The sequence below is a fragment of the Pantoea sp. X-Soil-TKNS-1279 genome (assembly GCF_059730565.1).
In genome coordinates this window covers 4,194,303-4,207,955 of the sequence record NZ_AP035948.1, presented here as the reverse complement: position 1 = coordinate 4,207,955, position 13,653 = coordinate 4,194,303, and the positions used below count along the sequence as shown (strand labels likewise).

Sequence of the window (13,653 nt, the reverse complement as noted above, 5' to 3'; positions counted from 1 at the left end):
AATGGCTCTCAGCGACAAATGCAGCGCACTTAGCTTCAACTGTAGCGGACGCTTTACAAGCTGGTGTCGCAGCTTGACGATGATCGGGCAACTGCTTTGTACTCAACCCTCGCTTTGTCATCGAATCCTGATATTTTTGCCGCCATTCATGACGGCCAGCCTTTTTTACTGCTGTCTTTACTTTGTTTATCAGGCAGACATTTTGTTCCATGTTGATATCTAAAACGGAAAACCGCCTGCTGCTGTTGATGCTGATTGTGCTGGTCGCTGTCGGACAGATGGCGCAAACCATCTATGTACCCGCTATGGCAATCATGGCGGATGCGCTCAGCGTGCACAGTGGCGCGATGCAGCAGGTGATGGCGGGCTACTTAATGACCTATGGTGGATCGCAACTGATCTATGGTCCGCTGTCAGATAGCATCGGGCGGCGACCAGTGATCCTTGCCGGGATGACGATCTTTGCTGCGGGCGCGTTGATCGCATTGTTCGCTCCCTCGCTGCATATCCTGGTGCTGGGCAGCGCGATTCAGGGATTGGGTACCGGCGTGGCCGGTGTGATGGCGCGTACCATGCCGCGCGATTTGTATGCCGGTGTGGCGTTACGGCAGGCCAATAGCTTACTGAACATGGGAATTCTGGTCAGTCCGTTGCTGGCCCCGGTGATCGGGGCGCTGATGACCAAATTATTTGGCTGGCATGCCTGTTTCGCTTTCCTGCTGTTGTTGTGCGTTGGCGTGACGCTGGCGATGGCGCGCTGGTTACCGGAAACCCGACCGACCGAAACGGCGGTGACACCTTTTATGCGGCGCTACGCCACCCTGCTCAGTGATGGTAACTTCGTCCGTTATCTGCTGCTGCTGATTGGTGCGCTGGCGGGGATCGCGGTATTTGAAGCCAGTTGTGGCGTGCTGCTGGGGGGTGTGCTCGGTCTGGATGGTTTGACGGTCAGTATCCTGTTTATTCTGCCGATCCCGGCGGCTTTCTTCGGTGCCTGGTTTGCCGGGCGCGAGCAGAAATCCTGGCACATGCTGATGTGGTATGGCGTAAACAGTTGCCTGCTGGCAGGCTTGATGATGTGGGTGCCGTCCTGGTTTGGCGTGATGAACATCTGGACGTTGCTGGTGCCTGCGGCGCTGTTTTTCTTCGGCGCAGGGATGCTGTTTCCGCTGGCAACTTCCGGCGCGATGGAGCCGTATGCGTGGCTGGCTGGCAGCGCCGGTGCGCTAATTGGCGGTTTACAGAACCTCGGTTCCGGTCTGGTGGCGTGGCTGTCAGCGTTGATGCCGCAGCGCGATCAGTTCAGCCTCGGCATGCTGATGTTCGTTACAGCGCTGGTGATGTTACTGTGCTGGTGGCCGCTCTCACGCCATCCCGAGAGCGGCAAGCAGACGGTTACAGGATAAACGGATGCAGCGCCGCGTCTTTACGGTCCAGATAATGGATCGACTGGATGCGGCGAATGGTACGGGATTTACCGCGAATCAGCAGGGTTTCACTGGTGGCGATGTTACCTTTACGGGTAATGCCTTTAAGTAAGTCGCCGGTAGTGATGCCGGTGGCGGCAAAAATCACGTTATCGTTACGCGCCATTTGTTCCAGGGTCAGCACTTTACCCGCTTCAATGCCCATCGCGGCACAGCGTTCCAATTCCTGCTCACCAAGGCGGCGATTCTCCTCGCTGTCACCTTTGACCTGATGGCGCGGCAGCAAACGCGCCTGCATATCGCCATCCAGTGCACGGATCACCGCGGCGGATACCACACCTTCCGGCGCACCGCCAATGCCATACATGACATCGACTTCGCTGTCGGGCATACAGGTCAGAATCGATGCTGCGACATCGCCATCCGGGAAAGTAAACACACGTACACCGAGTTGCTGCAACTGCGCAATCACCGCATCGTGGCGCGGTTTCGCCAGAATCGACACCGTTAGCTGACTGAGCGCTTTGCCCAGCGCTGCGGCGATATTCTTCAGGTTAGTTTCCAGCGGTAGGTTGAGATCGATAGCGCCTTGTGCGCCCGGTCCGACAATCAATTTTTCCATGTACATATCAGGTGCATGCAGGAAGCTGCCTTTATCACCCACCGCCAGCACTGCCAGCGCATTGGCCTGGCCCAGTGCGGTCATACGCGTGCCTTCAATCGGATCGACGGCGATATCGACGGCATCGCCCTGGCCGGTTCCGACTTTTTCGCCGATGTACAGCATCGGCGCTTCATCGATTTCGCCTTCACCGATCACAATCTGGCCGTCGATATTGATGGTGTTCAGCATAATACGCATGGCGTTGACAGCAGCGCCGTCGGCAGCATTCTTGTCGCCGCGTCCTAACCAGTGATAGCCCGCCAGCGCGGCGGCTTCGGTAACGCGGGAAAATTCAATCGCGAGTTCTCGTTTCATGGTCTGCACCTGACAAAAAACAGGCGGGCAGTGTAGCACAGCGGGGAAAAGCGGCGGGAAAAACCCGCGGCAGGGAGCCGCGGGTCGAAGGGGCATTAATCGTCCTGTTCTTCCCAGGCCTGAGAGCGAGCCACGGCTTTCTTCCAGCCAGCGTAACGGAAATTACGCTCGGTGGTTTCAATGCTCGGACGGAATTCACGTTCAATGACGGCTTTGGAACGCACTTCTTCCAGGTCATTCCAGAAACCGACCGCCAGACCGGCCAGATACGCTGCACCCAACGCGGTGACCTCACGCACTTCCGGACGCTCCACACGGGTGCCAAGGATATCGGCCTGGAACTGCATCAGGAAGTTGTTGGCAACGGCACCACCATCCACGCGCAAAGATTGCAGGCGGGTGTTAGCGTCGTTCTGCATCGCTTCCAGCACATCACGCGTCTGGAAGGCAATCGACTCCAGGGTAGCGCGAATAATGTGGTTACCGTTAACACCACGGGTCAGACCGAAAATGGCACCGCGAGCATACGGGTCCCAATACGGAGCACCGAGGCCGGTAAAGGCGGGCACCATATATACGCCGTTGCTGTCTTTGACTTTCTGCGCGAAATATTCGGAGTCAGCGGCATCGCTGAACAGCTTCATCTCGTCACGCAGCCACTGAATCGCCGCACCACCGATAAACACCGCACCTTCCAGCGCATAGTTCACTTCACCACGCGGGCCACAGGCGATGGTGGTCAACAAACCGTGGGTCGAGGTTACCGCTTCAGTGCCGGTGTTCATCAACATAAAGCAACCGGTGCCGTAGGTGTTTTTCGCCATACCCGGTTGAACGCACAGTTGGCCGTACAACGCTGCCTGTTGGTCACCCGCAATACCTGCGATTGGAATACGCGTACCGCCTTTACCACCAATGTTGGTCTGGCCGTAGATTTCAGATGAACCTTTTACTTCTGGCAACATTTCACGCGGAATGTCGAGGATTTCGAGCATACGCTCATCCCACTCCAGCTTGTGAATGTTGTACATCATGGTACGAGAGGCGTTGGTGTGGTCGGTGATGTGCACACGGCCCTGGGTCATTTTCCATACCAGCCAGGTATCCACCGTACCGAACAGCAACTCGCCACGTTTTGCACGCTCACGCGCACCTTCAACGTTATCGAGAATCCACTTCACTTTGGTGCCGGAGAAGTAGGGGTTAATCACCAGACCGGTGGTGTGCTGGATATACTCTTCCAGACCCTCTTTCTTCAATTTATTACAGTAATCCGCAGTACGCGGATCCTGCCACACGATGGCGTTGTAAACCGGGTTGCCGGTGGCTTTGTCCCAAACGATAGCGGTTTCACGTTGGTTGGTAATACCAATGGCGGCGATTTCGTCCGAACGGATGTTAGCGTGAGCCAGCACTTCAACCAGGGTTGAACTTTGTGATGCCCAAATATCCATCGGATCATGCTCAACCCAACCCGCTTTCGGGTAGATCTGAGTGAATTCGCGCTGAGAGACGGCGACGATGTTCGCGTCGTGGTCCAGTATCACGGCGCGTGAACTGGTTGTGCCCTGGTCGAGCGCGACGATGTATTTTTTATCTGTCGTAGTCATATGATTTTCCTGATGATCTAAATGTGAAACTTAGGCTTTACGCTGCTCAGCATGCGCAACCGGACTTTCTGACTTGCTGGTTGCTACGCTCGGCAGGTGTCGTGCAATCAGAGCGCGGTAACCAAAGGCACCGAGACAGGCACCGACCAGCGGGCCAAAAATCGGAACCAGGAAGTAAGGAATATCTTTACCACCGGTGAAGGCGACGCTACCCCAGCCTGCCAGCCATGCAAAAACTTTCGGGCCGAAATCACGCGCCGGGTTCAGGGCGAAGCCAGTGAGCGGACCCATTGAACCACCAATCACAGCAACCAACAGACCAATCAGCAGCGGGGCCATTGGGCCACGCGGCACACCGTTACCGTCATCGGTCAGCGCCATGATCACCGCCATCAGCACGGCGGTAATAACCATCTCAACCAGGAATGCCTGACCTACACTGATATGAGGGTTGGGATAGGTTGAGAAGATCCCGGCCAGTTGCAGACTGTCTACGCTGCCGCGCACCATCTGATGGCTTTGCTCGAAATCGATAAACAAACTGTAGTAAAGACCGTAGACCAGCGCCGCCGCACAGAACGCACCGGCAACCTGCGCCACAATGTAAGGCAGCACTTTGCGGCCTTCAAAGTTGGCGAACAGGCAAAGCGCTACGGTCACTGCTGGATTGAGATGAGCGCCTGAAACCCCAGCACTCAGATAAACCGCCATGGAGACAGCTAAACCCCAGATAATACAAATCTCCCATTGACCGAAGCTGGCTCCGGCAAGTTTCAGAGCAGCAACACAGCCCGCGCCGAAAAAGATAATCAAACCGGTACCAAGAAATTCGGCGATGCACTGACCTGTTAGCGTATTCGTTGTCTGACTCATAATGGCATTCCTGAAGCGAGGTTAAATTTTATCAGTTGTTGTTCTCAATCCGTTGAGTCACCCAGCTCTCTTGTAGGGCTGCTGTAAATTTATCGTTAACGAGCATAAACGAGAAATAGCGAAATTGAATTCTGTGTGGTCTGTCATAAAAATGCGCGTTTTCGCGTTTTTTGCGGTTTTTTAAGCACTATTTCCCCTACAGCCAATAAGGAATTTCTCGACGAGATGGAAAATATGCTCCTTGTGGCGCTTTTTTTTAGGCATTAACTGAAAAGTGTTACAGACTTCCTTCGCAAGCCTTGCGCCGCTGGACTTGCCGGGGCGCGCTACATACAATCGGGACATCGTTGCTGGCCACGTCATGGACGGGCGCGCGTTGCGTCTGGTCAGCACCATCAACGCCTTGCAAGATTTAGGAGAGGTCAGAAAGATGTCATTTGAAGTGTTCGAAAAACTGGAAGCGAAAGTACAGCAGGCGATTGATACCATCACCCTGTTGCAGATGGAAATCGAAGAGCTGAAAGAGCAGAACAATCACCTGAAGAATGAAGTACAGCAATCTTCAGGCAATCAGGATGCGCTGGTGCGTGAAAATCAGCAGCTGAAAGAAGAACAGCATGTGTGGCAGGAGCGTTTACGCGCACTGCTGGGAAAAATGGAAGAAGTCTAAGCGTACTTTGAACGGCTTATCACAACGGGTGCTGATGGCACCCGTTTTCGTTTCCGATGCTATTCGATATCAAGTGCGTCTTCAGACAGGATCATACCGGTATTGTCGGCGTAGAGATGATCGCCGGAAAAGAAAGTCACGCCACCAAAGTTGACGCGCACATCGCTCTCACCGATACCTTCACCAGCGGCACCCACCGGGATGGCTGCAATCGCCTGAATACCAAGTTCCAGCTCTTCCAGTTCGTCGACCTGACGCACCGAGCCGTACACCACAATTCCTTCCCACTCGTTTTGTACTGCCAGGCGTGCCATCTCGGCATCAACCAGCGCGCGACGCACCGAGCCGCCGCCATCGACCAGCAGGACTCGACCCCGGCCATTCTCTTCCAGCAGGTCATACAACAGGCCGTTGTCTTCAAAACATTTCACTGTGGTTATCTGGCCACCGAATGAAGTGCGTCCACCAAAGTTCGAAAAAAGCGGTTCAACAACGTTCACTTCTTCATGGTAGATGTCGCAGAGTGCAGATGTATCGTATTTCATAGTGATGTCGTCTGTTTGCCACAGGAGCGGTAAGTATATCGCTATCTGGCAAGTGTTGGCAAAATCATCACCTGCTAAAAAAAGCGCTACATCAATATCCTGTGCAAAAAAAAGCCCGGCACAGTGGCCGGGCTTCGCTGTAGCGATGACTTACAGGATAAAGCGGCTAAGGTCTTCGTCAGCCACCAGTTGGTCCAGATGCTTACCAACATATTCAGCGTCGATGGTGATGGACTCACCGTTACGATCGCTGGCGTCGTAGGAGATATCTTCCATCAGACGCTCCAGCACGGTATGCAGACGACGCGCACCGATATTCTCGGTGGTTTCGTTGACCTGCCATGCGGCCTCGGCGATACGACGGATACCATCCTCGGTAAAATCAACGTTCACACCTTCGGTTGCCATCAGCGCTTTATATTGTACGGTGACAGAGGCGTTCGGTTCAGTCAGGATGCGCTCGAAATCATTCACCGTCAGTGCCTGCAATTCCACACGAATCGGCAGACGCCCCTGTAATTCCGGGATCAGGTCCGACGGACTGGCCACCTGGAATGCACCCGAAGCAATAAACAGGATATGGTCAGTTTTCACCATGCCGTGTTTGGTCGAAACGGTGCAGCCTTCTACCAGTGGCAGCAGGTCACGCTGAACACCTTCACGCGAGACATCCGGGCCAGACGTCTGGCCGCGTTTACAGATTTTGTCGATCTCATCGATAAACACGATGCCGTGTTGTTCAACGGCTTCGATGGCGTCCTGTTTCAGCTCTTCCGGGTTCACCAGTTTGGCGGCTTCTTCTTCAATCAGCAGCTTCAGGGCATCTTTGATTTTCAGCTTACGCGGCTTCTGCTTCTGACCACCCAGGTTCTGGAACATGGATTGCAACTGGCTGGTCATCTCTTCCATACCCGGCGGTGCCATGATCTCCACACCCATTGGTGCGGCTGCCAGATCGATCTCAATTTCTTTATCGTCCAGCTGACCTTCACGCAGTTTCTTGCGGAAAGCCTGGCGTGCGGCTGAAGGTTCCGAGGCGTGCTCTGGCTGGCCCCAGTTATTTTTGGCCGGCGGGATCAGCACGTCGAGAATGCGCTCTTCTGCCATCTCCTCGGCACGGTATTTGTTCTTCTCAATCGCCTGAATGCGCACCATTTTTACGGCAGCGTCAGTCAGATCGCGAATGATGGAGTCCACTTCTTTCCCGACGTAGCCAACTTCGGTGAATTTGGTGGCTTCCACTTTGATGAACGGCGCATGAGCCAGTTTAGCCAGGCGACGGGCAATTTCGGTTTTACCGACACCGGTCGGGCCGATCATCAGAATGTTTTTCGGGGTGACTTCATGACGCAGCTCTTCGTCGAGCTGCATACGACGCCAGCGGTTACGCAGCGCAATCGCCACAGCACGTTTTGCGCCGTCCTGGCCGATAATAAAGCGATTCAGTTCGCTGACAATCTCGCGGGGAGTCATCTCAGACATGGTTTTGATCCTTACGCCTTAGACGGTAATTCTTCGAAGTTAACGTTATGGTTGGTGTAGATGCAGATATCACCCGCGATATCGAGCGCTTTCGCCACGATATCCTTAGCACCCAACTCAGTATTTTCCAGCAGGGCGCGTGCTGCGGCCTGGGCGTAAGGTCCACCCGAACCGATGGCAATCAGATCATTTTCTGGTTGGATGACATCACCGTTGCCGCTGATGATCAGTGAAGCCGATTCGTCAGCCACTGCCAGCAGCGCTTCCAGACGACGTAGCATCCGGTCGGTACGCCAGTCTTTAGCCAGCTCAACCGCAGCCTTCACCAGATGACCCTGGTGCATTTCCAGCTTGCGTTCGAACAGTTCGAAGAGGGTGAAGGCATCTGCGGTGCCGCCAGCGAAACCGGCAATCACTTTGTCGTTGTAAAGACGACGCACTTTTTTAACGTTGCCTTTCATTACGGTATTGCCGAGAGTAGCCTGGCCATCACCGCCAATCACTACCTGGCCGTTGCGTCGCACACTTACTATTGTTGTCACGGGCAGACCCCTTGTTGCAGTAGAAAAGGACTCCGCGCACCGGGCGCGGAGTATCATGCAACCTGATATGGGGTAAATTGAGAGGGTTTCAACCCCCCAATGCGAGGGGAATACAGTTTCCGTGACCGGAACTGTGCAGGCGTTTTACGGTGCTGTCAGCGCTGCTGCGATCTTTAAATGGCCCAATGACCACGCGATTCCAGCCGCCACCGGTAGTGATCCGGCTTTCAAAACCTTCGAAAGCGAGCGCGGCGCGAGCAGACTCGGCCTGCTCGGTGCCTTTGAATGAACCACACTGCACCATCCAACGTTGTGACGGCGCTTTCTCGACGGGTTTCGCCTTCACCGTTTCCTGTGGCCGGGTTTGCGGCTCTGGCTCACGGGTAATCGGAGCGGGTTGCTGGCGGGTTACCGGCTGTTGCTGTTGGGCTTGCTGCTGACGTTGCAACTGTTGTTGCTGAACCTGCTGCTGACGCTGCAATTGTTGCTGCTGCTGTTGGCGCTGCAACGTTTGTTGACGTTGCGCCGGGGTTTGTTCATTCCACGGCACTTCATTCAACTGGGTTGGCTGCTGACGCATATCTGCCTGCATCTGTTCCAGTAGCTGGCGTTGTTCATCGGTCAACTGCGTTTGTGATTGTATTCCGCCACCTGCTGAAGGTTCAGTGGGCGTAGGGACAGTGAGCTGACGATTCTCCAGCTCTTTGATGTATTTCCAGCGCTCTTCCGGCTTCGGCGGTAAGCCATTACCGGCTGCTTTATGGTCCGGGATAACCGGTGACTCTTCTTTCTTATGATGGGAGATGAACCATAAGCCACCGGCAAAGGTGACCAGTACAGCCGCAGCCAGTACGATCATCAGTTTGGAGGTGCCAGAACCGCCCTTACTTTTCTTGCTGCGGCCTGTGCTTTTTTTGCGACGCGTCCCTGTTGAACGCCCGCGGCCTACGTAATCTCTTTGTGCCACTCTCGTTCTGATACCCTTTAAAAAATGCGGGCCTGTAAATGTGCTGTTAATTGCCCGGCAAGGAATGCGCCATGTTACTCAAGGGCTGGAACTTTGACCAGCGAAGACTGCCTTAAGAATCCGCTGAAAATGCGCTGTAAAGGTAGTCATTTTTAACGTTTTGCGACAGGGGCGGTGCTGCCACGCACACGTAATTCCGCATCGAGCAAGCGTGAACCATTGTTGACGCGCTTGCCTTGTAACTCATCCAACAGCAACAACATCGCTTCACGGCCAATATCAAAGCGCGGCTGAGCAACGGTGGTTAATGGGGGATCGTAATATTGCGCCAGTTCGATATCGTCGAAACCCACCACGGAGAGATCCTGAGGGATACGCATACCCAGCTTGCGAGCCTGGTTCATGGCACCCAGCGCCATCAAATCGCTATGACAAAACAGCGCTTTTGGTGGGTTAGGCAAACTCATCAGCTGCTTCAGCGCCGTGGCTCCGGCTTCAAAGGTAAAATCACCGTGCACAATCAGCGAGGGATCGACCGGGAGATTACTGCGCCGCAGCGCCTGGATGTAGCCCTGTAAACGGTACTGGCACAACGGAACATGTTCTGGACCGGTAATGCAGGCAATCTGGCGATGGCCCAGTTGCAACAGGTGATTCACCGCCTCGAAAGCGGCGGTCAGGTTATCGATATGCACCGTAGGCAGCGCCATTTCAGGTGCGAATTCGTTACCCATCACCATTGGCGGCAGGTTACGTTGATCTTCAACTCCCGCCTCAAACGGCAGTTGTGAACCGAGTAGCACCATGCCATCAATCTGACGCGTCAGCATCAGGTTGAGAAAGGTTTTTTCCTGCTGGTTCTGGTGGGCGCAATCGCCAATTAACACCAGGTAACCCTCTTGCGCCGCGGTCACTTCTACGCCACGGATAATCTCGCTGAAAAAGGGATCACAGATATCCGGCACGATGACGAGGATAGTTTGTGTTTCACCGCGTTTGGCGTTGCGCGCCAGACCGTGAGGTGCATACCCGACGGCAATCACTGCCTGTTCCACCTTCTGTCGGGTGGCTGCCGAGACTTTTTCCGGGTTCATCAACGCGCGAGAAACCGTGGCGGTCGAAACGCCCGCTTTCTCAGCCACATCTTTCATGGTGGCGGTGGTTGAGGGTTGCTTCTGGTCCAACGTTTTACTCCTGACGCGGTACGGCGCGTTGAATTTCTGACTAAAGGCGGGCATCTGTCGGGTCGGCACTATTGTTAACCGAACCGCGGGCAGTGTTGTTACTTAATTTGCATAAAAATTGTGACTTGTGCGACTTTTTTCGATCCGCCTCGCAGATATGACGCGACTCAGCTCTCAGTCGGGTCAATATCCAGCGTCCATTTGACTTTACGGGCGGCGGGTAACGTTGAGAGCAGTGGCAGCGAGCTACTCAGCAGCTGCTGCAGCCGTTTGCGCGATGGGTGTTGCAGCAACAGCTGCCAACGCCAGCGTCCACTGCGCTTGGGTTGCAACGCCGGAACGGGTCCCATCAGCCACAGCGCCTGATCTTTCAACGGGCTGGCCTCGATCAGGTTACGTAACTGATTGAGAAACTCGGCGGCCTGCTGGTTATCCATATCTTCGGCGCGAAATAGCGCATGGCTGGTCCACGGCGGTAGATGCACAGACTGACGCTCCAGTAGCGTCTGCTCGGCAAAGGCAAAATAACCACGATGCAACAGGGTTTGCAGCAGCGGATGTTCCGGGTGGTGCGTCTGCAACAGCACTTCTCCCTGTTTACCTGCACGGCCCGCGCGGCCTGCAACCTGAGTATAGAGCTGTGCGAAACGTTCAGCGGCGCGGAAATCGGCGGAGAACAGCGCGCCATCAACATCTAACAACGAAACCAGCGTAACATCCGGGAAATGGTGGCCTTTTGCCAGCATCTGCGTGCCGACCAGAATGCGTGCGCCACCGCGATGCACATCCGCCAGGTGTTGCTCCAGCGCGCCTTTGCGGCTGGTGGTATCACGATCGATGCGGGACACCGGCACGCCGGGAAATAGCGTACCGAGCTGCTGTTCTAACTGCTCGGTTCCGACACCCACCGGCATCAAGTGGGTTGATCCACATTGTGGGCACTGATGCGGCAACGGGCGTTGACTGTCGCAATGGTGGCAACGCAGCTGACGATGGTGCTGATGCAGCGTGTAGTAGCGATCGCAGCGTTGACACTCGGCTAGCCAACCACAGTCGTGGCACATCAGGGCCGGTGAGAAGCCGCGGCGGTTGAGGAACAACAGTACCTGATTATTTGCCTGTAAATGCTGACGCATTTTGCCCAGCAGGGCTGGGGCCAGACCGCCTTTCAGTTGTTGTCCTTTCAGATCAATCAATTGCTGCAACGCCGGTTTAGCGTTACCGGCGCGTTTGGTGAGGTTGAGCTGACGATATTTGCCATTGCGCACGTTGTGCAGCGTTTCCAGCGCGGGCGTGGCCGATCCCATTACAATCGGGATATCTTCCTCATGGGCGCGAAACACCGCCAGGTCGCGCGCCTGATAACGCCAGCCTTCCTGCTGTTTATAGGAACTGTCGTGCTCTTCATCAATAATGATCACGCCGGGACGTGCCAGCGGCGTAAACAGCGCCGATCGGGTGCCAATCACAATCGCGGTTTCACCACTGCGCGCCCGCAGCCAAACGGCGAGGCGCTCGCTGTCATTCAGCGCCGAGTGCAGCACATCAATCGGCGCATCGAAACGCTCACGAAAGCGGGCGATGGTTTGCGGCGTCAGGCCAATTTCCGGCACCAGTACCAACGCCTGTTTACCGCGCGCCAGCACGTTTTCCAGCACGCTCAGGTAGACCTCCGTCTTCCCTGAGCCGGTGATCCCGGCCAGCAACCAGGCAGCATAGCGATCGTCTTCGCTGCGAATCGCGCCGACCGCCATGGCCTGATCGGTGTTAAGCCGCAGCCTCTCCCCTTTAACGGCAAACGTGTCCCGCCAGTCGTGTAATGGCGCAGCGTGCTCACGCAGATCACACAAGCCTTTGGCACGCAGTGCCTGCAAGGCCGCATCGGTGAGATCGTGGTCGCCAATCTGATGACGATAGAGTGGCTGCTGGCGCAGTGCCGCCAGCGCCTGCTGCTGTTTGCGGGCGCGTTTCAGGCTATCCAGCGCCACTTCACGCCCGGTGTCATTGATTACCCATTGCCACAGCGGGGCTTCCTGCGCCGGTTTGCCCTGGCGCAACAGCACCGGCAAGGCATGGTTCAACACTTCGCCCAACGGGGAGTGATAATACTGCGCTGCCCACTGCAAAATGCGCCACAGCGCGGGTGAATAGAGGCTGCTGTCATCCAGCACCGCATCAATCTGCTTTAGTTGTGTCAGGGGCAGGTCGCTGGTTTCGCGTATGCCGACCACAATGCCCACCATTTTCCGGTTGCCGAATGGCACGCTGACGCGCACGCCTGTCACCGGCAGCGGTGCATCGGCAGGCAGCAGGTAGTCAAACAGGCGAGGCAGCGGAACGGGCAGGGCAACCTGAACAACGGGCATGTCGATCTCTATCCGGTTCTGTAATAAGGAGAAGTAGTGTACACGCTGACGCGTCGAGCGGATATCCATCCGCGCCATTTGCCAAAAGCGGTCATTTTCTGTATACTGCGCCGCCTTTGATGAGAAACGCTCGTCAAAGATTACACATTAATTGTTCAACCGCGTGTGGTGCTGTGCAGGTATAGCCTGGCACGGAGAGCGACACGGCCTTTTATGAGGTTCTCCCATGAAACAAGGTATTCACCCGAAATACGAAGCAGTGACCATCACTTGCTCTTGCGGTAACGTGATCAATACTCGCTCTACTATGGCTCACAACCTGAACCTGGACGTGTGCGGCAAATGCCACCCGTTCTACACTGGTAAGCAGCGTGTTGTTGACACCGGTGGCCGTGTTGATCGCTTCAACAAGCGTTTCAGCCTGCCGACCAGCAAGAAATAAGATTTGTTTGTCGTCGACGCCTGTGGGTGTCGGCTACAAGAAAAAACCCAGCTTCGGCTGGGTTTTTTTGTTTCTGGCGTCAGTATTCCCAGGTATCGGGATTGATGCCCATCTCACGCATGATCTTCTTCGCTTCTTCCGGGATCTCATCACTACGCTCTTTACGCAGATCTACGTCGTCCGGCAGAGGTTGGCCGGTGAAGGCATGCAAAAAGGCTTCGCACAGCAGTTCACTGTTGGTGGCATGACGCAGGTTATTAACCTGACGACGGGTGCGCTCATCCGTTAGAATTTTCAGCACTTTCAGCGGGATAGATACCGTGATCTTCTTGACCTGCTCGCTCTTCTTACCGTGCTCAGCGTAAGGGCTGATATATTCGCCGTTCCATTCAGCCATGGGTTACCTTAATCAATAAAAGTGGAATGTGGGGAAATCCGTTGATTATGCCCGATTTCTTGGTGCCTGACCCCTGAAAATGCAGGTTTTATGCTTAAACATCACTTTCCCGGAGAAAGCGCGCTGAACACCAGGCGATGACGCGTAATTTTAGCGGGTATTGATGCTT

The 13,653-nt window shown here is 55.0% G+C and carries 13 protein-coding genes; 3 read left to right on the top strand and 10 right to left on the bottom strand.

The genetic code is table 11. From position 1 onward, the window contains the following. Positions 1-209: 209 nt before the first annotated feature. Positions 210-1,406, top strand: a complete 1,197-nt coding sequence (gene emrD, locus AC6I8N_RS19705; protein ID WP_497829735.1) for a multidrug efflux MFS transporter EmrD — start codon at positions 210-212, stop codon at positions 1,404-1,406. On the opposite strand, the gene glpX is transcribed toward emrD, so the two are convergent. The 3 genes from glpX to AC6I8N_RS19690 all read right to left on the bottom strand — a co-directional run bounded on the left by glpX (position 1,396) and on the right by AC6I8N_RS19690 (position 4,889). After that, complete coding sequence (gene glpX / locus AC6I8N_RS19700) at positions 1,396-2,406, bottom strand: class II fructose-bisphosphatase (RefSeq protein WP_497829734.1); 1,011 nt, start codon at positions 2,404-2,406, stop codon at positions 1,396-1,398. The two genes, emrD and glpX, sit on opposite strands and share 11 nt — an antisense overlap. Positions 2,407-2,501: 95 nt before the next feature. After that, entirely contained in the window at positions 2,502-4,016 is a 1,515-nt protein-coding gene (glpK, locus tag AC6I8N_RS19695) for a glycerol kinase GlpK (RefSeq protein ID WP_497829733.1), read from the bottom strand. A 30-nt stretch (positions 4,017-4,046) separates the two neighbouring features. Continuing rightward, positions 4,047-4,889: an MIP/aquaporin family protein gene (locus AC6I8N_RS19690; protein ID WP_208724402.1), complete on the bottom strand. Its 843-nt coding sequence runs from the start codon at positions 4,887-4,889 to the stop codon at positions 4,047-4,049. Positions 4,890-5,319: 430 nt separating this feature from the next. On the opposite strand from AC6I8N_RS19690, the gene zapB reads away from it, so the two are divergent. Next, a complete protein-coding gene (gene zapB / locus AC6I8N_RS19685) occupies positions 5,320-5,559 on the top strand; it encodes a cell division protein ZapB (RefSeq protein ID WP_208725598.1) in 240 nt (79 codons plus the stop codon). Between the two features lie 59 nt (positions 5,560-5,618). Here the strand turns inward: zapB and rraA are convergent, their stop codons facing one another. The 6 genes from rraA to priA form a co-directional block, all read right to left on the bottom strand. After that, positions 5,619-6,104: a ribonuclease E activity regulator RraA gene (gene rraA, locus AC6I8N_RS19680; RefSeq protein ID WP_497829732.1), complete on the bottom strand. Its 486-nt coding sequence runs from the start codon at positions 6,102-6,104 to the stop codon at positions 5,619-5,621. A 150-nt stretch (positions 6,105-6,254) separates the two neighbouring features. Further along, on the bottom strand, positions 6,255-7,586 hold the full coding sequence (hslU, locus tag AC6I8N_RS19675; protein WP_208724401.1) for an ATP-dependent protease ATPase subunit HslU: 1,332 nt from the start codon (positions 7,584-7,586) through the stop codon (positions 6,255-6,257). A gap of 11 nt (positions 7,587-7,597) precedes the next feature. Next, complete coding sequence (gene hslV / locus AC6I8N_RS19670) at positions 7,598-8,128, bottom strand: ATP-dependent protease subunit HslV (protein ID WP_071883917.1); 531 nt, start codon at positions 8,126-8,128, stop codon at positions 7,598-7,600. An 88-nt stretch (positions 8,129-8,216) separates the two neighbouring features. Then, entirely contained in the window at positions 8,217-9,095 is an 879-nt protein-coding gene (gene ftsN / locus AC6I8N_RS19665; protein WP_208724400.1) for a cell division protein FtsN, read from the bottom strand. A 152-nt stretch (positions 9,096-9,247) separates the two neighbouring features. Continuing rightward, positions 9,248-10,279 carry a DNA-binding transcriptional regulator CytR gene (gene cytR, locus AC6I8N_RS19660; RefSeq protein ID WP_497829731.1) on the bottom strand — a complete coding sequence of 344 codons (1,032 nt, stop codon included), beginning with the start codon at positions 10,277-10,279 and terminating at the stop codon, positions 9,248-9,250. A gap of 167 nt (positions 10,280-10,446) precedes the next feature. Beyond that, a complete protein-coding gene (gene priA / locus AC6I8N_RS19655) occupies positions 10,447-12,645 on the bottom strand; it encodes a primosomal protein N' (RefSeq protein WP_497830716.1) in 2,199 nt (732 codons plus the stop codon). 226 nt (positions 12,646-12,871) lie between these two features. Between priA and rpmE the strand changes: the two genes are divergently transcribed. After that, positions 12,872-13,087 (top strand): 50S ribosomal protein L31, encoded by a 216-nt coding sequence (rpmE, locus tag AC6I8N_RS19650; RefSeq protein WP_013510985.1) that lies wholly within the window; start codon positions 12,872-12,874, stop codon positions 13,085-13,087. Positions 13,088-13,166: 79 nt separating this feature from the next. Here the strand turns inward: rpmE and metJ are convergent, their stop codons facing one another. Continuing rightward, positions 13,167-13,484: a met regulon transcriptional regulator MetJ gene (gene metJ, locus AC6I8N_RS19645; protein WP_013510984.1), complete on the bottom strand. Its 318-nt coding sequence runs from the start codon at positions 13,482-13,484 to the stop codon at positions 13,167-13,169. Positions 13,485-13,653 lie beyond the last annotated feature (169 nt).